Here is a 24,255-nt window from a genome sequence, read left to right on the forward strand (position 1 = left end):
GGTTACTGGAAGGCCGTCTCCGCAAAGCTCCGGAGCTTGCGCGAATGCAGTCGTTCCGCCGGCTGGTCGCGGAGGATTTCCATCGCCCGCAATCCCACCTGCAGGTGCCGGTTGACCTGCGTGCGATAAAAGTCCGAGGCCATGCCCGGCAGCTTCAATTCGCCATGCAGCGGTTTGTCGGAGACGCAGAGCAGGGTGCCGTACGGCACCCTGAACCGGAACCCGTTGGCGGCAATGGTGGCGCTTTCCATGTCCAGCGCCACGGCGCGCGACTGGCTCAGCTGCCGCGTTATCCCGGTCTGGTCCCAAAGTTCCCAGTTGCGGTTGTCGAAGGTCGCCACCGTGCCGGTGCGCATGATCTTCTTGGTCTCGATGCCCTCGGTCTGAGTGACTTCCTCCACCGCCTGTTCAAGCGCTACCTGCACTTCGGCCAGGGCGGGAATGGGCACGGAGAGCGGCAAATCGGCGTCGAGCACATGGTCCTCGCGCACATAGGCATGGGCCAGCACATAGTCCCCGAGTTCCTGTGAATTCCTCAGGCCCGCGCAATGGCCAAGCATGATCCAGGCATGCGGACGCAGCACGGCGATGTGGTCGGTAATGGTCTTGGCGTTGGAGGGCCCCACGCCGATATTGACCATGGTAATGCCTTTGCCGCGTTCGGCCACCAGGTGATAGGCGGGCATTTGCGGGGTGCGCACCGGAGTTTCGCCGGTGACTCCGCCGCCGCGCAGCATGTTGTCGGTCACCACGTTTCCGGGCTCGACAAAGCTCTGGTAGACCTCGTGGCTTCCCTTGAGGTGTTCCTTGGCGATGCGGCAGAACTCATCGATGTAGAACTGGTAGTTCGTGAAGATGACGAAGTTCTGGAAATGCTGGGCGTCGGTGCCCGTATAGTGAGCCAGCCGGAACAGCGAATAGTCGACGCGTGGCGCCGTGAAGGCCGAGAGCGGGTAGGGCCCGCCACGCGGCGGCACATAGGTGCCGTTGGCGATCTCGTCATCGGTATTGGCAAGATCAGGCGCGTCGAACAGGTCGCGCAGCGGCACATCCATGGCATTGAGCGTCGCCCCATCGACATGCTGGCGCAGGCCCAGAGCATAATGCAGAGGGATCGGCGTTTCCGACTCGCCGACATCGATCGTGCCGCCATGATTTTTGAGGATGACGGCAAACTGCTCCTGCAGGTAGCCCTTGAACAGGTCGGGGGCCGTCACTGTGGTGCGGTAGAGGCCGGGCGTATGGAGGAACCCATAGGGCAGGGTGCTCTCATGCTTGGAATAGCTGGTGGAGCGCACCTCAACCTGCGGGTAGAAGGCGCGGACCCGACCAGTCGGCACCTCGCCACGGCCGAGGCCTTCGAGGTGATTGCGGATGAAGTCGCAATTGCGGTGGTAGATCTGGGCGATATGGGCCCACGCTGCTTCCGGGTCGGTAAACGACTGGGTTTCAAGGCGCGGCGGGGTAAGTTGCGTCATTATTGTTCCTCGGATGCCGTCCCGCGGATCGGGCGGCGATGTTGGAATCGTCTTTTCTTGCGATTGCCAATATAGAGCCCGTGTGACGGCTTCTCAACGTGAGCTCGGCCCGTGTGGCAACTTTCACAGTTCGGTGAGCGGCTCTTTTCTTGCCGCAATTACCCACCATCTTCCTCGTCAGTTCATCGGCACGGCAAACGACCCATGCAACCGGTGAGCGGGAAGTGGTTTGCCGCATGTCCCCCAAGCCCTCAACAGCGCGGTGGACCATACCCCCCAGATCGCCCCATTGCTTCTGACGAAGCGGTGGGGCGATCCGCTTTTGACAAGGCCAACTCGGCCGGCCCCGGCAACGCTGCCGTGGCGGCCTTCTATTCTTCGGGGTATGTAGCGCGCAGCCGCTCGACGGAGATTTGCGCCAGCTCGCGCAGCACATCGCGGTCGATATCTTTGAGCTTTTTCACATAGAGACAGGCCTTGCCCATGCGGTGCTTGCCCAGGCGCGCCAGCAGCGCCTCTCGCCGCATATTCTCCTCGGGGAAATAGGTGCCCATCAGGTAGATGCTGAATTCAGCCTTGCGCGGCGAAAATCCGACAAGGAAAGAGTCGCCCTCATGCCCGGTCGGGTACTTGTAGTGGTAGTGTCCAAATCCCACCATCGAGCCCCAGATCACCGGAGGCTCGCCGGAGACGTCTTCCATGAGGTCGACGAGTTCGAGGGCGTCAGCCCGCCGGCTGTCGTCGTCGATACCAGCAATGAATTCCAGAACGTCGCCGGTATGCGGTTTGGTCTTCTGCTCAGCCATCGTTTCCTCCTAGCCCTGGTAGTCGACGACAGTCTCGGGGTTCACCTCGCCGTCATAGCTGGCATCGATATCGTAGCGGACGAGCGTGAAGTCACCATCCTCGAACACCCATGTCCCCGCCGAGCTGGCATCGCCAATGCCGCGCCAGTAGCTGTTCGATGTGATCGTCAGCGTCTCGGCGTCAAAGATCGAATTGACGAGAAAATTGCTCGTCCCCATGCCCGTCACCGTGAGGCTTTCCAGCGGCGCATCCACATCGACGCTCTCGTCATACACAGCCTCGTAGGTCGGCGTCGCAAAGGTCAGCGGCAGCAGGCCATCAAATTCGGTCAGGATGTAATAGGCGTGGTTGACATTGTAGGCGCCCGACATGCACCAGAGCCGGATCAGCGTCACCTCCTCGGGCTCGCCCTCCTTGTCCCAGCTGGGCTGATATGAAAACGTCCAGCTCTTGAAGCGCTCTTCCTCGTCAAACAGCACACCATCCGGCGCGCACCAGTCGCCACCGGCCAGAGCATGGAGCTTTGTCACGCGCTTTTCCAGCGATGCGTCCTGAGCGACGGAGACTGGGGTAGAAAGCGCAAGCAGCGGCAGCCAAAGCAATGGACGGATCATCGAGCATCCCTTATGTCGAAGCCAAACGCGCCGGAGCTTCTCCCGCGCAATGCCATTCAAGCAGATCGGGGCCGATATGACCGCAAAAATCATCGACGGAAAACGCTTTGCCGAAGATCTGCGGGGCCGCATTTCCGGTCATGTCGCCCGCCTCAAGGCTGAACACGGCATCACCCCGGGCCTCGCCGTGGTCATCGTCGGAGAGGACCCGGCCAGCCAGGTCTACGTCTCCTCCAAGGCCAAGCAGACCGCCGAAGTCGGCATGAATTCGTATAAGCACGAACTACCCGCTGACGTCCCGGAGGCGGACCTGCTGGAGCTGATCCGCCGTCTCAACGCTGACGAGGCCGTCCACGGCATCCTCGTGCAGATGCCGGTGCCCAGGCATATCGACCCCAACAAGGTCATCGAAGCCATCGATCCGGCCAAGGATGTCGACTGCTTCACCCCCGCCAATGTCGGCAAGGTGCAGATTGGCCTGCCAGGTCCCGTCTCCTGCACGCCGCTCGGCTGCCTCATGCTGCTGCGCGATGAGCTGGGGAGCCTCGAGGGCAAGCATGCCGTCATCATCGGCCGCTCCAACCTGGTCGGCAAGCCGATGATGCAGCTGCTGCTGCGCGACAATTGCACGGTCACCGTCGCCCATTCGCGTACGAAAGACCTCGCAGACGTCGTCCGCCAGGCCGATATCGTCGTCGCCGCCGTGGGGCGTCCGCAGATGATCAAGGGTGACTGGATCAAGCCGGGTGCCGTGGTCATCGATGTCGGCATCAACCGCATCGACGCGCCGGAAAGGGGCGAGGGCAAGACCCGCCTCGTCGGCGATGTCGACACGGCAGCAGCCGCCGAAGTGGCCGCCGCCATCACCCCGGTTCCCGGCGGCGTCGGTCCCATGACCATTGCCTGTCTTCTGGCCAATACCATCACCACCGCCTCACTGATGAATGGCCTCACCCCGCCCAGCGACCTCACCGCATGAGCGATCTCTTCGGACACGAGCCGGAAGCCCACGATCCGGGCGGCAAGGTGCGTCTGCGCCTTGGCTCCGGGGTAAAGGGTGACGCCGTCATGAGCGCTGATGGCCGCTATCGCCAGATCATGCGTCGCTGGCTCGGCGATGCCTTTCCCGAGGACTACATCCTCTTCATCGGCATGAACCCGTCCACCGCCGATGCCACCGTGGACGATCCGACCTGCGCGCGCGAATGGACTTTTGCCCGCCGCGAAGGCTTTTCGGCCATGGTGAAGTGCAATGTCGGCGACTACCGCGCCACCGACCCGAAAACGCTGATCACCCCCGGCGTCGCCGCCGTCTCACCGGCCAACCTTCCCGCGATCCGCGAAGCTGCGCGCGGGGCAGGGCGGGTCGTGCTCTGCCACGGCAAGCTCAACAAAGCGCTGGCACCAGCCGGCCGCGAACTGGTCGAGGCGCTGCGGGCGGACGGAGTCGACCTCTGGTGCTTTGGCACCAATGCCGATGGTTCGCCGAAGCATCCGCTGTATTTGAGGGCCGATACACCGCTGGTGCGGTTCGCAGGGTAGCCTGGGGCCACGATGTTCCCACCACCACGGCGTCATTCCGGCGAAGGCCGGAATCCATGCTCGGTGTTCCCACGGACCATGGAGTCGAGGGTATATGCGGACCTGGATCCCGGCCTTCGCCGGGATGACGCCGTGGGTATTGCGGGCTCTGAGCCAAAATGATTGGCTCAGAAAATGCCACGGACATACATCGTCTATATTCTGGCCAGCATGAAGAACGGCACACTCTACACGGGAGTGACGGGCAACCCGTTTGGTCGGGTTTGGCAGCACAAGAACAAAGTCCAGCCAGACAGCTTCACCGCGCGTCACAACGTCAAGCGCCTGGTTTGGTACGAGGTGCACGAAAACCCAGCATCCGCTATTCGGCGGGAAAAACACATCAAGGATTGGAAGCGCGACTGGAAGAAGCGCCTGATCGAAGAGATGAACCCGACCTGGCGCGACCTCTCAACCGATTGGGGTCTCTAAATCCCCCAAAGTCCCTCCACCCCACGGAGTCATTCCGGCGAAGGCCGGAATCCATCCAGTAGCTCCTGCACAACTCCAGTGTCTCGGCGGTTCACCCCACCAAAACCTACCCCGCCAGATAAAACATCCGCGCCACGGTGTGATCCCGCAGCGCCTGTGCTGGCAATTTGCCTGTCAGCGCCAGCCTGACCTGCTCCTTGTCGCTCACCGCACTCGCATCCACCACGACCCGCGAAAATGCCGGCCGCATATTGCGGCGGTGTTCCTCGAGCAGGTTGTAGAGCAGGGCCCGCACATCGGTCTGCGCCGCACACGCGACACACACATCGCCATCCGCATGCCCATGCCCCGAATTGGCCTTGAGCCGGATCAGCGCCGTGTCGGCATCGAGCGGCACCAGTTGGCCCGGCTCGGTGATGAGGGTTACAGGAATGGGTTCAATGCGAGACATGTTCAGTACCTCTTTTCTTCTCCCCATCGGGGAGAAGGTGGCGCGTAGCGCCGGATGAGGGCTTCGCTTCGCGATAACCGCTCCAGTGGAGCGGATATAGGAGCGGAGGCCATGAGAGCTACGCTCGAATGGCGGGCCCTACCGCTTCACCGGCTCGACTTTGCCGAGCCTCCCCTCCCGATGGGGAGAGGAAATTACTCCGCCGCCACGGCGCCCGGCATGTAGTTGAGGATCGGCCCCAGCCAGCGCTCGACCTCTTCCACTGCCATGCCCTTGCGCTGCGCATAGTCATGCACCTGGTCGCGCTCCACCTTGGCCACGCCGAAATAATAGGCGTCCGGATGGCTGAAATAGAGCCCCGAAACCGATGAGCCCGGCCACATGGCATAGCTCTCGGTCAAGGTCACGCCGACGGCATTCTCTGCGTCGAGCAGGCGGAACAGCGTCGTCTTTTCCGTGTGGTCCGGCTGGGCCGGATAACCGGGGGCAGGGCGGATGCCCTGATAGGTCTCGGACACCAGTTCCTCGGTCGTCAGCGTCTCGTCGGCAGCATAGCCCCAGAGCTCCTTGCGGACACGTCGGTGCATCATTTCGGCCATGGCCTCGGCATAGCGGTCCGCCAGCGCCTTGACCAGGATGGACGAATAGTCGTCATTGGCGCGTTCGAAGCGATCGGCAATGGCCACTTCTTCCATGCCGGCGGTGACCACGAAGCCGCCGAGATAATCCGGCTTGCCGCTGTCCACCGGCGCCACGAAGTCGCTCAGCGCCATGTTCGGCTTGCCGTCGCGCTTGGAAAGCTGCTGGCGCAGCGTGAAGAAGGTCGCCAGCGCCTCCTTCCGGTCATCGGCAGTGAAGAGGCGCACGTCGTCGCCGTCGGCATTGGCCGGCCAGAAGCCGACCACGGCCTTGGGTCGGAACCACTTTTCGTCGATGATCTGCTTGAGCATTTGCTGGGCATCGGACCACAGCGCCTGCGCCGCCTCGCCCTGCTTCTCGTCCTCGAGAATGGCGGGGTAGCGGCCCTTCAACTCCCAGGTCTGGAAGAAGGGCGTCCAGTCGATATAGCTGGCCACTTCACCAAGGTCGAAATCCTCAAATACCCGCGTGCCGAAGAAGCTGGGCTTCGTGGGCGTGTAGGACGACCAATCAGGCCTGAAGGCATTCTCGCGCGCCGTTTCCAGTGGCAGGCGGCGCTTTTCCGATTCGGCCCGCTCATGCGCAGCAGCCGCCTTGGCATATTCTGCGCGAACCTGCTCGATGAAGGTCACCTTGGTATCATCCGACAGCAGGTTCGACACTACGCCCACGGCGCGGCTCGCATCGTTGACATGCACGGCCTGGCCACGCGCATAGCGCGGATGGATCTTCACCGCCGTATGCACGCGGCTCGTCGTCGCCCCGCCGATCAGCAGCGGAATGTCGAAACCTTCGCGCTCCATTTCGGCCGCGACATGCACCATTTCGTCGAGTGAAGGCGTAATGAGACCGGAAAGTCCGATCACATCGACCTTTTCGGTCCGCGCCGTTTCCAGGATCTTCTGGGTCGGCACCATGACGCCCAGATCGATGATCTCGTAATTGTTGCAGGCCAGCACGACGCCCACGATATTCTTGCCGATATCGTGCACGTCACCCTTCACCGTCGCCATCAGCACCTTGCCGGCGCTGCGGCGGCCCGTAGCCTCACCATTGGCCTGCTTCTCGGCCTCCATGAAGGGCAGGAGATAGGCCACGGCCTGCTTCATCACGCGCGCCGATTTCACCACCTGCGGCAGGAACATCTTGCCTGAGCCGAAGAGGTCGCCGACGACGTTCATGCCGCTCATCAGCGGCCCTTCGATCACGTGCAGCGGCCGGTCGAATGTCTGACGCGCTTCTTCGGTATCGGCTTCGATGAATTCCGTGATGCCGTTGACGAGGGCATGGGAAATGCGTTCGCCCACCGGCAGCTCGCGCCAGGCCGTGTCCTTGACCTTGCCCTCGCCACCGGCCTGGCCCTTGTAGCGTTCGGCCAGTTCCAGCATGCGGTCAGTCGAATCCGGCCGCCGGTTGAGGATCACGTCCTCGCAGGCGTCGCGCAGTTCCTTGTCGATACTCTCGTATACCGCCAGCTGCCCGGCATTGACGATGCCCATGTCCATGCCGTTCTGGATGGCATAGTACAAGAACACCGCATGCATCGCCTCGCGCACGGGCTCATTGCCGCGGAACGAGAACGAGAGGTTCGAAATGCCGCCCGAAATATGCACATGGGGCAGCGTATCGGTGATTTCCCTGGTCGCCTCGATGAAGTCGACGCCGTAATTGTTGTGCTCCTCGATACCAGTGGCGACAGCAAACACGTTGGGATCGAAGATAATGTCTTCCGGCGGGAAGCCGACCTCTTCGACGAGGATCTTGTAGGCGCGGGCGCAGATTTCGACCTTCCGTGCCTTGGTATCGGCCTGTCCGGTCTCGTCAAACGCCATCACCACCACGGCGGCACCATAGGCCTTCACCAGCCGCGCGTGATGGATGAACGCCTCCTCGCCTTCCTTGAGCGAGATCGAGTTCACCAGCGCCTTGCCCTGCACGCATTTGAGGCCCGCCTCGATCACGTCCCACTTGGAGCTGTCGATCATGACCGGCACCTTGGCGATGTCAGGTTCCGCCGCCAACAGGTTGAGGAACTCGATCATCACCTGCTTGCTGTCGATCAGGCCTTCATCCATGTTGATGTCGATGACCTGGGCGCCATTGGCCACCTGGTCGCGCGCGACATCGAGAGCCGCCGTATAGTCGCCTGCAGTGATGAGCTTCCGGAACCGCGCCGAGCCAGTGACATTGGTCCGCTCGCCGATATTGACGAAGGGAATATCCTTAGTCAGCGTGAAGGGCTCGAGCCCTGCCAGCCGCAACAGCTTGTCGGCATGCGGCACCTTGCGCGGCGCAAAGCGCGCCGCGGTGTCCGCAATGGCGCGGATATGGTCCGGCGTCGAGCCGCAGCACCCGCCGACGATATTGAGCAACCCATCAGAGGCAAAGGCTTCCAGCTGCCTGGCCATCTGCTCGGGCGTCTCGTCATAGGCGCCCATCTCATTGGGCAGGCCAGCATTGGGATAGGCGCAGATGAACGTGTCGGCGACGCCGGATAGTTCGGAAATATGGTCGCGCATCAGGTCCGCACCGAGCGCGCAGTTGAGGCCGATCGTGAGCGGCCGCGCGTGGCGCACCGAATACCAGAACGCAGTCGGCGTCTGGCCGCTCAGCGTGCGGCCCGAAAGGTCGGTGATCGTGCCTGAAATCATGATCGGCACGTCGATTCCACGCTCTTCGAACAGGCGCTGGGCGGCAAACATGCCGGCCTTGGTGTTCAGCGTATCGGTGATGGTCTCGAACAGCAGCAGGTCCGCGCCCGCATCCACAAGCCCGCGGATCGCCTCGCCATAGGCCTCGACCAGTTCGTCAAAGGTGATCGCGCGATGGCCCGGGCTGTTGACATCAGTCGACATGGACGAGGTCTTGTTGGTCGGCCCGAGAGCGCCGGCTACGAAGCGACGGCGACCGTCTTCAGCCTCGGCCCGCAGGGCCGCGCGCCGCGCCACCACGACGCCCTGATAGTTGATGTCATAGACCGCTTCCTCGCAGGCATAGTCGGCCTGCGCCACCGAGGTGGCGGAAAAGGTGTTGGTCTCGACGATGTCAGCACCCGCCATGTAATAGGCGTAGTGGATATCCTCGATCATCCCGGGTTCGGTGATCACCAGAAGGTCATTGTTGCCCTTGAGCGGGTGGCTCCAATCCTGGAAGCGGGTGCCCCTAAAATTCTCTTCCGTCAGCCCCAGACGCTGGATCATCGTGCCCATTGCCCCGTCGAGGATCAGGATGCGCTCGGCCATCGCGGCAGTCAGCGCGGCGCGCACCTCGTTCCAGTCGGGCAGGGTGGGGGAAGCGGTGATCGGGGAGGGGCTCATCGCCGTCCTCACTTTCTTGGAATGGTCGGGGCGCAAGCAAGCGCTACCCGCATCACATAAAGATATCTTTATATCAGTCAAGCGGCAAGGTCGCGCCCGAGGTCGATGGACCCATGTGCCACGCCATCTTAACTCCCTCTAAACCGTAAAATTGTTCCTTAATTTGAAAGGATCCATTCGCAGGCTAACGTTTCGCGCGAAAAGCTTTGAATCCAAGAGTATAGCGTATCGTGACGAAGACCTGGCGCAGCGCCGTCCGCCTGATTGCCGTTTCGGCCCTCATCATGCCCATGATCGCCGCCTGCGCTACGGGCGGATATGGCGCCACGGTCAAGCGTGCGGCATTCACCTCGAGCGAATATGGCGTAGCAGTCTCTCCACGTGTCTCCAACGACCCCAATCCGCCGCGCGGTGGTGGACGCTATCAGGTTGGCAAACCCTATACCGTGCGCGGCAAGACCTATGTGCCCCAGCACGATCCCGGTTATGCGGCCGCAGGCACCGCCTCCTGGTACGGCTCCGATTTCCACGGTCGCCGTACTGCCAATGGCGAGATTTTCTCGGCCAATGCCATCACCGCTGCCCATCCGACCCTGCCGCTGCCCTCCTATGTCCGCGTGACCAACAAGGACAATGGCCGCTCCCTCGTCGTTCGCGTCAATGATCGCGGTCCCTATGTCTCTGGCCGCATCATTGACCTGAGCTATCGGGCCGCGTCCATGCTCGGATACGTCAACAAGGGCTCGGCCAATGTGCAGGTCGAATATGTTGGGCAGGCTCCCCTTGAGGGCGACGATACGCGCACTCTGGTGGCCAGCTACAATGGTCCTGCCGACTATGACAGCGGCCCGATCCGCGTCGCCAGCTCCGGTGGCCAGAGCAACCGCAGCCTTGTCGGTATGACCACCAATTTCCTCACCGGCCTGTTCTCATATGCCGAAACCACGCCACAGGAAGCGGATGCAGCCATCGGCTCGGCTCATGCGGCGGTCAACGCCATGGCATCGGGCAACGCCGACCTGGCGGCCTGGGCAGCGTCCGTCGATGCCGACAATCGCGCCATCACCATGGGTCTCGGTGTGTTTGCCGATCAGGCCAATGCGATTGCACTGGCACAGGAATTTGCGGTTCTTGGCGCGGTCAGTGAAGAGCCGGTCACCATCGACGGTCGTCCGGCGACGCGCCTGACTTTGACTCACCTCAAGCCCGGCGCGACTGCTGATGACGCTCGGAATCTTGCACAACAGCTTGGCCTGACTGACACAGTTCTCTATTAATAGAACAAATGGCGCGGCGGACGGGGTGCTGCCCGACGCGCGGTGCAAGGGGAATGCCAGTGAGAGCACTGATCGCAATTGCCACATGCCTGGCCCTCTGTGGTCCGGCGCTTGCGCAGGCCGACTTCGACACAAAAGCCAAGTTCGCGGTCCTGATGGACCACGAGTCCGGCACTGTCATCTTCCAGAAGGATGCGGATGCCGCGCTTGAGCCGGCCTCCATGGCCAAGCTGATGACGCTGGCCGTGGTGTTCAACGAGATCAGGGCAGGGCGGGTCAGCCTCGATGACCAGTTCTTCGTCTCCGAGCATGCTTGGCGCACGGGCGGCGCCTCTTCCGGCGGCTCCACCATGTTTGCCGAACTCAATTCTCAGATCAGCGTCGAAGACCTTGTTCGCTCGGTGATCATCCAGTCGGGCAATGACGCGGCCATTATCCTGGCTGAGGGCATTGCCGGCTCGGAAGGCACGTTCGCGGTGATGATGAACGAACTGGCCAGCCAGATCGGTCTCGACGAATCCAACTTCACCAATCCGACCGGCCTGCCGGACCCGGACATGTATTCGAGCGCCCGCGACCTTGCCGAGCTCGGCCGCTACCTCATCGATGAATTTCCGGAATACTACCACTACTTCTCGGAGCCCGACATGGAGTGGAACGGCATTACCCAGGCCAACCGCAATTCGCTGGTCGAAATGGGCATCGGTGTCGACGGCCTCAAGACCGGTCACACGGAAGCGGCCGGTTACGGGTCGGTGACATCGACGGCGCAGGGCGACCGTCGCCTGATCGCCGTGGTCCACGGCCTCACCTCCATGCGTGAGCGGACCGAGGAAGCCCGGAAGCTGCTGACCTGGGGTGCACGTGCCTTTGAGCGGTTCACGCCTTATGCTGAAGGGCAGGTCGTGGCCTATGCGGATGTCTATGGCGGTGCCAGCCCGACCGTTCCGCTGGTCGGCGAGGGCGAGGTGGCTCTCTATCTCCCCCGCGGCTCCCGCCAGTGCCTCAGCGCGACCATCAACTACCAGGCCCCGATCATGCCGCCCGTCAACCAGGGCGACAAAGTTGCCGAGCTGCGCGTCTACTGCAACGACCAGCTGGTCCAGTCGGCGCCGCTCTATGCAGGCGAATCCGTGGGCCAGGGCGATCTCGTCCGCCGCGCGACGGACGCGCTGAAACAACTGGCTCTGGGGTGGCTCTGAGCCGTGCCGCAGGCAAATTCGCTCCAGTGGAGCGAAATTAGGCGAAAAGGCCATGAGCGCTACGCTCGAATGGCGGGCAAGCTGGCCGCATAAAGGCACGCCACCTATCCTCCTATCACCCCTGAGGGGAGGGTGGCCCCGCACTATTTTCACCCACCGCGCCGCCCTCGGACTTGATCCGAGGGCCACTTCACGCGCCGCGCATGGTCAGATAGGTCCTCGGGTCACGCCCGAGGACGGCACGGTGAATTGGCAGGCACAGGAGCATTTTCTCGACCCTACGGGAACTTCGCCCCGGCACCCCGTCCCATCCTCAGGTCTCTCGTCCCCAATTCCGCCCCCCGCCTTTCCCCTTTGCGCCTTGTGCCTTAAAAGGAAGCCAGTCCAAGGAATCGCCTGCCCATGCTCGAAGCGCCCAATCGACGGCCAGCCCGTTTCATCACCTTTGAAGGGGGTGAAGGTGTCGGCAAATCCACGCAAGTCCGGCGGCTGCTCAACAATCTGGGCCAACACGGCGTAGAGGCCCTGCGCACGCGCGAACCCGGCGGCACCCCGAAGGCCGAAGCCATCCGGTCCTTTATCCTGCAGGGGCGCTCCGAAGCCTGGGGCGCCGGCTCCGAGGCCGTGCTCTTTGCCGCCGCGCGCCTTGACCATGTCACCCAGTTGATCGCGCCCAACCTGGCCAAGGGCACTTGGGTGATTTCCGATCGCTTCTGCGACAGCACGCGCGCCTATCAGGGCCTCACGGGAGGCGTGGACGACCGCCTCATCGACGCCCTCGAAAACCTCGCCCTGGACGGCCATACGCCCGACCTGACCATCGTGCTCGACATGGACCCTGTCGTCGCCTTCAAGCGCGTCGAGCAGCGCGCCGTCGAAGACGGATTGCAGGTGACCGGCGACCGCTTCGAAAAGGAAGAACTCGACTGGCATCAGCGCCTGCGCGAAAATTTCCTCGACATCGCTGCAAACAATGCCGACCGCTGCGTGGTTATCTCGGCCGAACAGGACGAAGAGAGGCTCGAAGCGGCGATCTGGGCCGTGGTCAGCGGCCGCTTTCCGGAGCTGCAGGCCGGGACAGTCTCGTGACCGTTGCTAGTGTGTCTGACCTGCTTTTCACACCCACGGAACTGCCCTCGGGCTTGACCCGAGGGGCTCTGTAGGGACACGGTGACCGCATGACCGACCCGACCGCACTTCCTGACCTGCCGCTGCCGGAACAGCGGCAGGCGGCCACTGGCCATGACGCCATTCGCAGCGCCGTCCTGGGCCAACTCGCAGATCGACGCCTGCCTGGCGCGATCATGCTTCATGGTCCACAGGGCATCGGCAAGGCCACGCTGGCCTTCGAGCTGGCTGTGGCCATCCTTGCAGCGACCGGCGACGAGAGCCAGCATCGCGTCAGCGAACAGGTCGCCGCCATGTCTCATCCCAATCTAGGCGTCCTGCGCCGGCGGCCCAAGGATTCCAAGAGCTACTACTCGGTCATTCGCGTCGAGGACGTCCGCGAGCTGCGGGACGGACTGCACCATACCCGTGGCCGCGCCGGTCAGCGTATCGCCATCCTCGACAGTATCGACGACTGCAATCCCAACGCGGCCAACGCGCTCCTCAAGACCCTGGAAGAGCCACCGGCCGATACGACCTTCTTCCTCATTTCGCATCGCCCCGGCTCGTTATTGCCGACCATCCGGTCGCGCTGCCACAACCTGGCGCTGCGTCCACTGGCCGATCAGCTTGTTGCGGAGGTCGTATCATCGAGCCTGCCGGCGCTTGATCAGACATCGCTGGATCGCGCCATCCAGCTGGCAGGCGGACGGCCGCGTCGAGCCTTTGAAACGCTGGCACTGGCGGAAAATTCGCCTGTTGGCGCGTTGCTGCTGTGGCTCCGGCAGCCCGAAGCGGCACCGATCGCCGCGGAATTGCAATTGGCCGATGCCCTGGGCGGCGACCCGCAAGGGGCCGACATGTCTTTCGCCCGCGAAATCCTCAATGACTGGCTGGCCACGGAAATGCGCGAGGCGGCCATGCAGCCCGGCGCACGCAGGCGTCTTGCCTCTGCCACGGACCTATGGGAGAAGGCAGGCGCACTTCTGGGCGAAGCCGACAGCGTCAACCTCGATATGAAACAGACGCTGGTGGTGATTTTTGACGCCATCCGGAAGCACTGCGCCCTGTCCGCCAATCCCGTCGAGCCAGCATGACCGCCAAGCCCTTCTACGTCACCACCGCGATCTCCTATCCCAATGGCGCTCCCCATATCGGGCACGCCTATGAGATGATCGCGACCGACGCCATTGCCCGCTGGAAGCGGCTTGAGGGCAGGGACGTCTATTTCCTCACCGGTACTGACGAGCACGGCATCAAAATGGTGCAGACGGCAGCCAAGGAAGGCATTCCCGTCCGCGAGCTTGCCGACCGCAATTCGGGCGAGTTCCGCAGGCTCGCCGAGGCACTCAACCTGTCCAACGACGACTTCATCCGGACCACCGAGCAGCGTCACCACGAGGCGTCGCAGGCCATCTGGAAGAAGATGGAAGCGAGCCACAATGGCGACATCTTCCAGTCCACCTACAAGGGCTGGTACTCGGTCCGCGACGAGGCATATTTCGACGAAGCCGAGCTGACCGAGAAAGACGGCAAGAAGTTCGCGCCCTCGGGTGCCGAGGTGGAATGGGTCGAGGAACCAACCTATTTCTTCCGCCTTTCGGCCTATCAGCAGAAACTTCTGGACCTCTACGAAGCCAATCCCGATTTCATTGCGCCAAAAGAGCGCCGCAACGAGATCATTTCCTTCGTCAAGAGCGGCCTGCAGGACCTCTCCATCTCCCGCACCACCTTTGACTGGGGCATCCCGGTGCCCGGCGCCGAAGGCCATGTCATGTATGTTTGGGTCGACGCCCTGACCAACTACATTACCGGCGTGGGCTATCCGGACGAGAACAGCGAGCTGTTCAGGAAGTTCTGGCCGGCCGACCTGCATGTGATCGGCAAGGACATCATCCGTTTCCACACCGTCTACTGGCCTGCCTTCCTGATAAGCGCTGGTCTTGACGTGCAGCACCGCGTCTTCGCCCACGGCTTCCTCACCGTCGACGGCCAGAAGATGAGCAAGTCGCTGGGCAATGTCATCGATCCGTTCGAACTGGTCAGCACATTCGGCCAGGACGCCGTCCGCTATTTTTTCCTGCGCGAAGTCTCTTTCGGCAATGACGGCGACTACAGCCACGAAAAGCTGGTCAACCGCGTCAATGCCGACCTTGCGAACAATCTCGGCAACCTGGCCCAGCGTTCGCTGTCGATGATCAACAAGAACTGCGACGCCAAGGTCCCCGAACTCGGCGCCCTGACTGACGCCGACAACGCCATCATCGCCGAAGTCACCGAAGCCCTCGCCGCCGCCCAGAAGGCCATGGATCAGCAACTGGTGCATGAGGCCACGGGCGCAATCATCGGGGCGCTGAGCTCGGCCAACAACTACTTTGCCAGCCAGGAGCCCTGGGCGCTCAAGAAGACGGACCCGGTACGCATGGCGACAGTACTCTATGTTACGGCCGACACGGTGCGCCGTCTTGCCATTCCCATGCAGGCTTTCGTCCCAGCCTCTGCGGCGCGTCTGCTTGACCAGCTGGCCGTGCCCGCTGACCAGCGCAACCTCGAAGCTGCGGCAAATGCTAACAGTCTGCTAGCAAATTCCGAGTTGTCGGCGCCGCAGGGCGTCTTCGCCCGTATCGAAAAGCCGGCCGAATAACATGCTGATAGACAGCCACTGCCATCTCGATTTCGAAGCCTTGAGCGCTGATCTGGATGGCGTGATGGCCCGCGCGGCCGCCGCCGGAGTAGTCGGTATGGTCACGATATCCACAAGGGTGGAAAACTTTTCCACCTATGCCGGCCTGGCGGAACGTTATGAGAACGTCTGGTGCTCGGTGGGCACGCATCCGCACAATGCGCATGAGGAATTGCATATAGAAGCGGATGAACTTGTCCGTCTAAGTGCCCACCCTCGCTGCGTTGCCATTGGCGAGGCAGGCCTCGACTATTTCTACGACAACGCCCCGCGCGATGCCCAGGCCATCGGTCTCAGGCGTCACATTGCAGCGGCCAGAATTACCGGTCTTCCACTGGTTATCCACAGCCGCCAGGCCGATGAGGACATGGCCAATATCCTTGAAGAAGAAGCCGGGCAGGGGGCCTTCCCCTTCGTCCTGCACTGCTTCACCGCCGGCATGGGTCTGGCGCAGCGCGCTTTGGCGCTGGGCGGCTACATTTCTTTCTCCGGCATCGTAACGTTCAAGAATGCCCAGGAAATTCAAGATGTTGCCCGCATCGTGCCGGCCGATCGCTACCTCGTCGAGACTGATGCGCCGTACCTTGCACCAATCCCGCATCGCGGCCAGTCCAACGAACCCAGTTTCGTTCGTCACACGGCCGAGAAAGTCGCGGAAATCCGGGGCATTTCGCTTGACCAGGTCGGTGTTGAAACGACCGCTAATTTCGGCCGTCTGTTCTCCAAGACCGGCGTGAAATAGCCAATGAGCCAGCCCGACCGGATCATCGCGACCATTCTGGGCTGCGGGTCATCGGGCGGCGTGCCTCGCATCGGCAATGTCTGGGGTGCCTGCGACCCGCATGAGAAACGCAACCGGCGCCGCCGCTGTTCGCTGCTGATCGAGGGCTGGGCGGACGGAATTTCCGAGCCGACACGGATACTTATCGATACCGGCGCGGATTTGCGCGAGCAGCTTCTGGACGCCCAGGTCGACCGCATCGACGCCGTATTCTACACGCACGAGCACGCGGACCATATTCACGGGATCGATGACCTCCGCGTCCTGGCGCTGCACAATCGCCGCCGCGTCGATGTGTATTTCACGCCCGAATGCGGTGAGAGGCTCTTCGCGTCCTTCGGCTACTGCTTCTCGACGCCTCCGGGCAGTTCCTATCCACCCATCCTGAATGCCCACGAGATCTCCGACGGGGAAACGATTGCCATCGAAGGGCCGGGTGGCGTGATCAACATGACAGGTTTCAACCTGATCCACGGCGACATCACCGCCTTCGGATTTCGGGTCGGCGACCTGGCCTACACGCCGGATCTCTCATCCATACCAAGCAGCGCGCATGCCGCTCTGACAGGACTGGACACCTGGATTGTAGATGCCTTGCGGCCAACGCCGCATCCGAGCCATCTCAGCCTGCCTGAGACGCTGGACCAGATCGATCGCTTCGCACCGCGGCAGGCGGTGCTGACCAATATGCATATCGATCTGGACTATGGCAGGACCGATAGCGAGACCCCGGCCAACGTTACACCGGCCTTCGATGGCATGCAGATCGACGTCCTTTCGGGCCGCATCCTCAACCGCTAGAATCCGCCATGCGAGGCGGCATTTACCGATCACGGTGCCAAAGACAGGGCAGGGGACTAGACGACGGCGATGCGTCTAGCAGCAACCGTCTACCGTCGCGGATGGTGCGCAGCATGAGGCAGCGGCTGTATCCTTCGCTCGATGGCGGGGTTTGCAGATGGCAGCACGGACTCCCAGAGACAAGATTGCTTGATCCTCGGACACCGTCAGGGCAGCGATGTCGAAGACTTGCATCGCCTCGCCAGGGCGCCCGATTTCAATTGTAAGGCGGGCGTCAGTATCGAGGTGCACCTTCTTGTCGACCTGTGCCAGGATTGACCGGAACTTGCCTGCGGTCATCATCGGACGGTCGTCCTTGGCCGCAATGTCCTCTACCTGCAGAACGGTCTCTTGCCAGGCGTCGGGATTACCCCCGCAATCCAGGGCAACGAAGGAGCCGGCTTTCACTTCCGTGATGTGATACCCAGACTGAACAACCCTGTCCCCGTATTCGATGGACAAGGGCAGGGCCTCCCTAGCAGCCAATCGGGTGAGCACAGTGCGCAACGAGGTTTCGACTTCGAAAGGTGAGGGAGTTGCGCGCGCGCTCATGTTGGGCTATCCATTAATTCAATAATTGTTGAGATATTGAGATGAAACTCGAAGAACCGCAAGCCCTCAGTGCATTCGGCGCCCTGAGCCAGGAAACCCGGCTCAGAATGGTCCGCATCCTGGTGCAGGCCGGCCCTGAGGGAATGGCGGCGGGCGCTATTGGCGAAGCCGTCGATGCGTCATCGTCGAGCGCTTCCTTCCACCTTTCCCATCTCGAGCGTGCCGGGCTGATCCAATCCCGTCGCGAGAGCCGATCCATCATCTACAGCGCAAGTTTCGAGGGTCTCTCGGGTCTCGTTGAATTTCTCATGCGCGACTGCTGCTCGGGCCATCCCGAAGTCTGCATGCCCGCTGCTGCCGTCGCTGCCGAATGCTGCACACAAGCCAACGCCGAGGAGACCGCCTGTGCCTGCTGATCGCGTATATAACGTCCTGTTCCTGTGCACCGGGAACTCCGCCCGCTCCATTCTGGGCGAGGCCCTGATCAATCATGTCGGCCAAGGTCGCTTCCGCGGCTTTTCAGCCGGTTCGATGCCGCGGGGAGAGGTGCATCCCCTGACACTCGTCACCCTTGAGAATGCCGGAATATCGACCGATGGCCTGCGGTCCAAGCCCTGGGATGAATTCGCCACTCCGGATGCTCCGAAAATGGATTTCGTCTTCACGGTCTGCGACAACGCCGCCGGTGAAGCCTGTCCCGTCTGGCCCGGCCAGCCAGTGACTGCGCATTGGGGCATCGAAGACCCCGCCGCGGTCACCGGCCCGGAATTCAAGCAGCAAGCCGCATTTGAAAACGCGCTCATTTATCTGCGCAATCGCGTGGCCGCCTTCATGAGTCTGCCGCTCGAAAGTATCGACCGCATGGCCCTGACCTCGAAACTTCGCGGCATCGGCGCCATGGAAGGCAGCACATCCAAGTCTGCCGGGGCGGCATGATCGATCTATCGCGCCGCCTGACCGCCGAAGCACTCGGCACCGGACTGCTGGTTGCGACGGTGGTGGGTTCCGGCATCATGGCCGAAATCCTCACTACCGATGTCGCGCTGGCATTGCTCGCCAATACCGTCGCCACCGGTGCCATTCTGGTCGTGCTCATCAGCACGCTCGGGCCGATTTCGGGTGCTCACTTCAATCCGGCGGTGTCGCTGGTTTTCACGCTGCGTCGCGAGCTGCCAGCGCGGGACGCTGGGCTCTATGCCCTGGTGCAGATCGCCGGCGGCGTGGCGGGGGCCGTCACCGCCCATGCAATGTTCGCGCTGCCCTTGCTCCAGGCTTCGACCAAGATCCGGACAGGTGGGGGCCAATGGTTCGCCGAGGGTATCGCTGCGTTCGGTCTTATCGCCGTAATTCTGGCCGGCATACGCTTCGAGCGGAAAGCCGTGCCGATGCTCGTCGGCCTCTACATTACCGCGGCCTATTGGTTCACGGCCTCCACCTCGTTCGCCAACCCGGCGGTCGCCATTGCGCGTTCATTCACAGACACTTTCTCCGGCATTCGCCCGCTCGATCTGCCGGGTTTCATCCTAGCCCAAGTGGCTGGGGCGCTCGTCGCGCTTGTCGTAATGTCCTGGCTGCTTCAGGGGCCCACGGGCAGCGATCTCCCCATCAACCCGGAAGACCCTTCATGACCGTCACCATCTATCACAACCCCGAATGCGGTACCTCCCGCAATACGCTGGCCATGATCCGGCAAAGCGGTGTCGAGCCCACCGTGATCGAATATTTGAAGAATCCGCCGAGCCGCGAACGCATCGTCGAACTGGTTTCTGCGGCCGGGATTACTCTGCGACAGGCCATTCGCCAGAAGGACACGCCATATGAGGCGCTGGGCCTTGGCGATACCAGCCTCACCGAAGACGCGCTGCTCAACGCCATTGGCGAGCACCCGGTTCTGCTCAACCGGCCGTTTGTCGAAACGCCGATTGGTACCCGCCTTTGCCGGCCTTCCGAAGTCGTGCTCGACATTCTCGAAAACCCCAACATAGGGCCCTTCACCAAGGAAGATGGCGAAGTGATCATAGATGCCGAGGGCAAGCGCCTTGCCTGATCTGCCCAATATTGTCACTGCTGCCTTCGAAGTGCCCGAGCGCTCACGATTGGTCGCGCCGGAGTTGCAGCACAAGCCTCGCATCCTCATGCTCTACGGCTCCCTGCGGGAGCGCTCCCATAGCCGGCTTCTCACGCTTGAAGCCCAAAGACTGCTTGAAGCCTTTGGGGCCGAAGTCCGAATTTTCCACCCGCGCGGTCTGCCGCTGCCGGGTGACGGGCCGGACGACCATGCCAAGGTGCAGGAGCTGCGCGAACTCATGCTCTGGTCAGAGGGCCAGGTCTGGACCAGCCCCGAGCGTCATGGCGCCATGAGTTCGGTGCTCAAAGCCCAGATCGACTGGATACCGCTGCCGGGCGGCGCCATCCGGCCGACGCAGGGCCGAACCCTGGCGGTCATGCAAGTCTCGGGCGGGTCGCAGTCGTTCAATGCCGTCAATCAGATGCGCATTCTGGGTCGCTGGATGCGCATGGTGACGATTCCCAACCAAAGCTCTGTGGCGAAAGCCTTCCAGGAGTTCGAACCCGACGGTCGAATGAAACCGTCACACTTCTACGATAGGGTAGTGGATGTCATGGAAGAGCTGATGAAATTCACGCTGATCAACCGTGGCGTTTCCGGTTACCTAACCTCCCGCTACAGCGAGCGCAAAGAGGCCGCGGCCAAACTCGACGAGCGGGTCAGCCTCAGCGCGATCTGACACCATATGCCTAAAGCGACCCACTCCAGTGCCGGGGCCATCTGGGCACTGGGCGTAACCCAGATCGTCGGCTATGGGACGCTCTACTATAGCTTCTCCATCCTGGCGCCGGGCATTGCCGAGGAGTTCGGGGTTGCCGTCGCGTGGATATATGGGTCGATTTCCCTCGCGCTTCTCGCAGGCGGTCTGATTTCGCCCTATGCGGGTGATCTTGCCGACAAGCATGGCGCCGGACGGGTGCTGTCGATCGGGTCAGGCGCCGCGGCAGTATCGCTGATCGCCTGTGGCCTCGCAGGCAATGTCGTCATGTTCCTTGCGGGACTGATCCTCGTCGAGCTGGCGTCGGCCTTCGTGCTCTATTCGACGGCCTTCGCTCTTCTTGCTCAAGCGACGGGGCCGAAAGCGCAGCGAAACATTACCTATCTCACCCTGATCGCCGGCTTTGCGTCGACGATTTTCTGGCCCCTGACCACGTGGATGCTGCAAGGGCTAAACTGGCATCAGGTCTATTTCGTTTTCGCCGGCATGCACGTCCTTGTCTGCCTGCCACTCCACCTCTGGCTCATCCGGATTGCCCGGTTTGCGTCTCAGCAGCCCCTTGAACAGAGTGCGAGCCCCGCCATGGATGCGGGCGGCGCCGGAAACCTCACATTCGTCTTGGTGGTGCTCGGCTTTTCATTGGCCGGCTTTGTTTCGGCAGCCACCTTGTTTCATATCGTGCCCATGTTGGGCCTGCTCGGGCTCGGCGGCAGCGGAGTGATGGTTGCCGCGCTCTTTGGTCCCGCTCAGGTCGCGAGCCGTCTCGTCAACATGGCGTTCGGAAAAGACCTGCCGGCGCCGACATTGGCGGTGATTTCGGCAGTACTCATGCCGACCGCGCTCGCGATACTGGCCCTGACGGCGCCAGCGCTTGTTGGGTCCATCGCATTCGCTGTCATCTTCGGTCTCGGCAGCGGTCTTTTCAGCATCGTTTCGGGCACTTTGCCGCTGGCCCTGTTCGGAAGGGCAGGGTTTGGCAAGCGCTTAGGGTGGATCAGCTTCGGTCGTCTCGGCGTCTCAGCCATTGCACCGTTTGCGCTTTCGGTCGCACTGGGTGCCATTGGGCCCAGGGTTTCCGTCTGGATTCTGGCCGGTGCGGGACTGGCCTGCGTGGCTGTGTTCGCTGAAATCTGGCGCCGCGCGAAACTCGCGGCTCCGCCGACGGGCTTGTCGCAGTCCGCATAGTCCGGGCGTGCCTGAGGTCTGTGCCGCAATACCAGGCTTAGAACAAAGGCGTCGAGGGCAACTCCGCCTGGGCATGCGTAGCTTCCCGCAATTTCTGGCGCACGGAAGTTCCATAATATATATTATGCGAACTACAGATTGATGGTTTCGCTGTGGCCAAATCCTGGCCTGCGGTTCGGCACAGCCATTCCCTGCCTCAGGCTGCTCGAGCAATCCAGCTCGGCTTCCGCTGCCTGACCCCATATGCAGGTGAATGCGGCAATTCCTGCTGGCAACGCGGCAAAAACACCCTGCCTGCCGGCGTAATGCAGGCTATGGTGGCGCACCGATTCAACTGACCGAGCGTAGTATGCAGCCATCCCGCGACATTTCCCGCCTGATCGAGATCATGTCGGCGCTCCGCGATCCCAACGGTGGCTGTCCGTGGGATCTTGAGCAGGATTTCCGGTCTATCCGCCACTATACGATCGAAGAAGCATACGAGGTTGCCGACGCGATCGAACGCGAGGATTTCGCGGATCTGCGCGAGGAACTGGGCGATCTCCTGCTTCAGCCAATCTACCACGCGCAGATGGCCAAGGAGGCCGGTCATTTCGACATCGGCGACGTCGTCCAGGCCATCACGGAAAAGCTCATCCGGCGACATCCACACGTCTTTGGTGACGTGGTGGCTGAAGGTGCCGATGACGCCCAGGACCGCTGGGAGGCGATCAAGGTGCGCGAGCGCGCGGCCAAGGCCGAGCGCAAGGGCGAAACCGAACCCTCTATCCTCGATGATGTTCCACAGGTTCTCCCTGCCCTCGCCCGGGCCGAGAAACTGACCAAGCGCGCCGCCAAGATCGGTTTCGACTGGCCTGACCTGCCCTCCGTGCGTGCGAAGGTAGCTGAGGAGCTGGCTGAAGTGGCAGAAGCCGAGGCGACGGGGGATGAGGCCGCGATTCGAGAAGAGATTGGCGACCTGCTCTTTGCCGTCGCCAACCTCGCCCGCAAGGCCGGCGTTGATCCTGAAGCGGCGCTGCGCGACGCCAACTCGAAGTTTACCCGGCGCTTCCATTACGTCGAAGCGCGTTGCCGCGAAGATGGCATTGAGGCAGCCTCGGCTGGCCTTGATCGCCTGGACGGCTACTGGAATGAAATCCGCGCCCGCGACAAGGCCTAGAGGTCAGACACTGCAATCCGGCCATTAAAGCGCTCGAGGAACGCGGTCCTGTGCCGTGGGTCAACGCGCACGACATAGTCCTGGCCCACCTCCGACGGTTCATCGCGTGAGATCACCTCGGCATGGCTGTGCAGCCAGCCAATGTCAGCGCCAGCACTATGCGGCACATGCACATGGTAAGTTCGTGCCTTTTCGCCCAGCGACTTTTCGACCAGGTCGAGCAACTCCTCGACACCCTGCCCGGTATGGGCAGAGACCGGCATAGTGGCCAGGACCTTGCCAGCCGGAGCCGCAGAGGCCAGCGCCAGCCCAGGCTCTTCGAGCAGGTCGATCTTGTTCCAGACTTCGATGATCGGCGTCGACTCCGAGGAGACGCCCAGCTCGTCGAGCACCGTCAGGACGTCCTGGGCCTGGGCAGCATGGTCAGGATTGGCGATGTCGCGAACATGCAGGATGATGTCGGCGTCCACCACTTCTTCGAGAGTGGCGCGGAATGCGGCGACCAGGTCGTGCGGCAGGTCGGCGACGAAGCCCACCGTGTCACTCAGCATGACCTCGCGGCCATGCGGCAGCTCCAGCTTGCGCACAGTTGTGTCAAGCGTGGCAAAGAGCAGGTCTTCCGCGAACACCCCTGCCCCGGTCAACCTGTTGAACAAGCTGGATTTGCCGGCATTGGTATAGCCGACGAGGGCCACAACGGGGATTGCGGCACGGATGCGCTGCGCGCGCTGCTGGGCGCGTGTTTTCTTCACCTTGTCGAGCCGGTCTTCGAGCAGGACAATGCGGTCGGTGATCTGCCGGCGGTCACTTTCGATCTGGGTTTCGCCCGGACCTCCCATGAAGCCGCTGCCGCCGCTGCCGCGCTGACGTTCGAGGTGGGTCCAGGAGCGAACAAGGCGCCCCTTCTGGTAGTTGAGATGCGCCAGCTCGACCTGCAGCACACCCTCGCGTGTCGCCGCCCGCTCGCCGAAGATTTCAAGGATCAGCGCCGTACGGTCGAGCACCTTGGTGCCCGTCTCGCGCTCAAGATTGCGCTGCTGGATAGGCGTCAGCGGCGCGTCCACAAGCAGGAGCTCGATCTTGTCGGCCTTGACCTTGGCGGCCAGGGCTTCCACATGGCCGGCCCCGATATACGTAGCGGGCCGGATCTCGCGGACCTTGACGACGTCTGAAAACAGCACATCGAGCCTGATGGCCTCGGCCAGGCCTTCGAACTCGGCCTGGCGCGCCTCGATGCTGTGATAGGACGATTTACCGCGAACATCAGGACAGACGAGCCCGGTACGTGTCGGCTGTTCCTGCCGATCGATATAGGCCTTCGGGCCGCCCGGAAGTGCGCCCGCTTCGTCGTCAAAATCGTCCAT

At 62.2% G+C, this 24,255-nt stretch carries 24 protein-coding genes; 17 read left to right on the forward strand and 7 right to left on the reverse strand.

From position 1 onward, the window contains the following. Window positions 1–2: 2 nt before the first annotated feature. The 3 genes from MQW79_RS02495 to MQW79_RS02505 all read right to left on the reverse strand — a co-directional run bounded on the left by MQW79_RS02495 (window position 3) and on the right by MQW79_RS02505 (window position 2,899). Window positions 3–1,478 (reverse strand): AMP nucleosidase, encoded by a 1,476-nt coding sequence (locus MQW79_RS02495; protein ID WP_476586630.1) that lies wholly within the window; start codon window positions 1,476–1,478, stop codon window positions 3–5. 371 nt (window positions 1,479–1,849) lie between these two features. Beyond that, the gene (locus MQW79_RS02500) at window positions 1,850–2,284 is read right to left on the reverse strand and encodes a DUF1801 domain-containing protein (RefSeq protein WP_476586631.1); all 435 of its coding nucleotides are present in this window, start codon (window positions 2,282–2,284) and stop codon (window positions 1,850–1,852) included. A gap of 9 nt (window positions 2,285–2,293) precedes the next feature. Beyond that, a complete protein-coding gene (locus MQW79_RS02505) occupies window positions 2,294–2,899 on the reverse strand; it encodes a DUF1176 domain-containing protein (protein ID WP_476586632.1) in 606 nt (201 codons plus the stop codon). Window positions 2,900–2,975: 76 nt separating this feature from the next. Between MQW79_RS02505 and folD the strand changes: the two genes are divergently transcribed. The 3 genes from folD to MQW79_RS02520 all read left to right on the forward strand — a co-directional run bounded on the left by folD (window position 2,976) and on the right by MQW79_RS02520 (window position 4,912). Further along, window positions 2,976–3,878 carry a bifunctional methylenetetrahydrofolate dehydrogenase/methenyltetrahydrofolate cyclohydrolase FolD gene (folD, locus tag MQW79_RS02510; protein WP_476588171.1) on the forward strand — a complete coding sequence of 301 codons (903 nt, stop codon included), beginning with the start codon at window positions 2,976–2,978 and terminating at the stop codon, window positions 3,876–3,878. Next, a complete protein-coding gene (locus MQW79_RS02515; RefSeq protein ID WP_476586633.1) occupies window positions 3,875–4,441 on the forward strand; it encodes a DUF1643 domain-containing protein in 567 nt (188 codons plus the stop codon). Before folD ends, MQW79_RS02515 begins: the two co-directional genes overlap by 4 nt. A gap of 162 nt (window positions 4,442–4,603) precedes the next feature. Continuing rightward, a complete protein-coding gene (locus MQW79_RS02520) occupies window positions 4,604–4,912 on the forward strand; it encodes a GIY-YIG nuclease family protein (RefSeq protein ID WP_476586635.1) in 309 nt (102 codons plus the stop codon). 106 nt (window positions 4,913–5,018) lie between these two features. Here MQW79_RS02520 and MQW79_RS02525 read toward each other — a convergent pair whose 3' ends face one another. Together MQW79_RS02525 and metH are read right to left on the reverse strand one after the other, a co-directional pair. After that, on the reverse strand, window positions 5,019–5,363 hold the full coding sequence (locus tag MQW79_RS02525; RefSeq protein ID WP_476586636.1) for a hypothetical protein: 345 nt from the start codon (window positions 5,361–5,363) through the stop codon (window positions 5,019–5,021). A 194-nt stretch (window positions 5,364–5,557) separates the two neighbouring features. After that, the gene (gene metH, locus MQW79_RS02530; protein ID WP_476586637.1) at window positions 5,558–9,319 is read right to left on the reverse strand and encodes a methionine synthase; all 3,762 of its coding nucleotides are present in this window, start codon (window positions 9,317–9,319) and stop codon (window positions 5,558–5,560) included. A 230-nt stretch (window positions 9,320–9,549) separates the two neighbouring features. Here metH and MQW79_RS02535 point away from each other — a divergent pair, with 230 nt between their 5' ends. From MQW79_RS02535 to MQW79_RS02565, 7 genes are all read left to right on the forward strand, one after another. After that, a complete protein-coding gene (locus tag MQW79_RS02535) occupies window positions 9,550–10,596 on the forward strand; it encodes a septal ring lytic transglycosylase RlpA family protein (RefSeq protein WP_476586638.1) in 1,047 nt (348 codons plus the stop codon). Window positions 10,597–10,649: 53 nt separating this feature from the next. After that, a complete protein-coding gene (locus MQW79_RS02540; protein ID WP_476586640.1) occupies window positions 10,650–11,798 on the forward strand; it encodes a D-alanyl-D-alanine carboxypeptidase family protein in 1,149 nt (382 codons plus the stop codon). Window positions 11,799–12,200: 402 nt separating this feature from the next. Further along, window positions 12,201–12,887, forward strand: coding sequence for a dTMP kinase (gene tmk, locus MQW79_RS02545; RefSeq protein ID WP_476586642.1), 687 nt, complete (start codon window positions 12,201–12,203; stop codon window positions 12,885–12,887). 89 nt (window positions 12,888–12,976) lie between these two features. Then, window positions 12,977–14,002 carry an AAA family ATPase gene (locus MQW79_RS02550; protein WP_476586643.1) on the forward strand — a complete coding sequence of 342 codons (1,026 nt, stop codon included), beginning with the start codon at window positions 12,977–12,979 and terminating at the stop codon, window positions 14,000–14,002. Next, window positions 13,999–15,549 carry a methionine--tRNA ligase gene (gene metG, locus MQW79_RS02555; RefSeq protein ID WP_476586645.1) on the forward strand — a complete coding sequence of 517 codons (1,551 nt, stop codon included), beginning with the start codon at window positions 13,999–14,001 and terminating at the stop codon, window positions 15,547–15,549. The genes MQW79_RS02550 and metG overlap by 4 nt, the downstream gene beginning before the upstream one ends. Before the next feature lies 1 nt (window position 15,550). Further along, entirely contained in the window at window positions 15,551–16,330 is a 780-nt protein-coding gene (locus MQW79_RS02560) for a TatD family hydrolase (RefSeq protein ID WP_476586647.1), read from the forward strand. A gap of 3 nt (window positions 16,331–16,333) precedes the next feature. Continuing rightward, window positions 16,334–17,170 carry an MBL fold metallo-hydrolase gene (locus MQW79_RS02565; RefSeq protein ID WP_476586648.1) on the forward strand — a complete coding sequence of 279 codons (837 nt, stop codon included), beginning with the start codon at window positions 16,334–16,336 and terminating at the stop codon, window positions 17,168–17,170. Between the two features lie 75 nt (window positions 17,171–17,245). Here MQW79_RS02565 and MQW79_RS02570 read toward each other — a convergent pair whose 3' ends face one another. Next, entirely contained in the window at window positions 17,246–17,761 is a 516-nt protein-coding gene (locus MQW79_RS02570) for a DUF6428 family protein (RefSeq protein ID WP_476586649.1), read from the reverse strand. A 41-nt stretch (window positions 17,762–17,802) separates the two neighbouring features. Here MQW79_RS02570 and MQW79_RS02575 point away from each other — a divergent pair, with 41 nt between their 5' ends. The 7 genes from MQW79_RS02575 to mazG all read left to right on the forward strand — a co-directional run bounded on the left by MQW79_RS02575 (window position 17,803) and on the right by mazG (window position 22,891). After that, complete coding sequence (locus MQW79_RS02575; protein ID WP_476586650.1) at window positions 17,803–18,177, forward strand: ArsR/SmtB family transcription factor; 375 nt, start codon at window positions 17,803–17,805, stop codon at window positions 18,175–18,177. Beyond that, a complete protein-coding gene (locus MQW79_RS02580; RefSeq protein ID WP_476586651.1) occupies window positions 18,167–18,697 on the forward strand; it encodes an arsenate reductase ArsC in 531 nt (176 codons plus the stop codon). The genes MQW79_RS02575 and MQW79_RS02580 overlap by 11 nt, the downstream gene beginning before the upstream one ends. Then, complete coding sequence (locus tag MQW79_RS02585; RefSeq protein ID WP_476586652.1) at window positions 18,694–19,389, forward strand: aquaporin; 696 nt, start codon at window positions 18,694–18,696, stop codon at window positions 19,387–19,389. The genes MQW79_RS02580 and MQW79_RS02585 overlap by 4 nt, the downstream gene beginning before the upstream one ends. Then, window positions 19,386–19,808, forward strand: a complete 423-nt coding sequence (arsC, locus tag MQW79_RS02590) for an arsenate reductase (glutaredoxin) (protein WP_476586653.1) — start codon at window positions 19,386–19,388, stop codon at window positions 19,806–19,808. The genes MQW79_RS02585 and arsC overlap by 4 nt, the downstream gene beginning before the upstream one ends. Beyond that, complete coding sequence (gene arsH / locus MQW79_RS02595; protein WP_476586654.1) at window positions 19,783–20,508, forward strand: arsenical resistance protein ArsH; 726 nt, start codon at window positions 19,783–19,785, stop codon at window positions 20,506–20,508. The genes arsC and arsH overlap by 26 nt, the downstream gene beginning before the upstream one ends. Window positions 20,509–20,514: 6 nt before the next feature. Beyond that, entirely contained in the window at window positions 20,515–21,732 is a 1,218-nt protein-coding gene (gene arsK, locus MQW79_RS02600) for an arsenite efflux MFS transporter ArsK (RefSeq protein WP_476586655.1), read from the forward strand. Window positions 21,733–22,081: 349 nt separating this feature from the next. Then, on the forward strand, window positions 22,082–22,891 hold the full coding sequence (gene mazG, locus MQW79_RS02605; protein ID WP_476588172.1) for a nucleoside triphosphate pyrophosphohydrolase: 810 nt from the start codon (window positions 22,082–22,084) through the stop codon (window positions 22,889–22,891). Here mazG and hflX read toward each other — a convergent pair. Next, window positions 22,888–24,255, reverse strand: a complete 1,368-nt coding sequence (gene hflX, locus MQW79_RS02610) for a GTPase HflX (RefSeq protein WP_476586656.1) — start codon at window positions 24,253–24,255, stop codon at window positions 22,888–22,890. The two genes, mazG and hflX, sit on opposite strands and share 4 nt — an antisense overlap.

The sequence above is a fragment of the Devosia sp. Micro-HW1 genome (genome assembly GCF_056341075.1).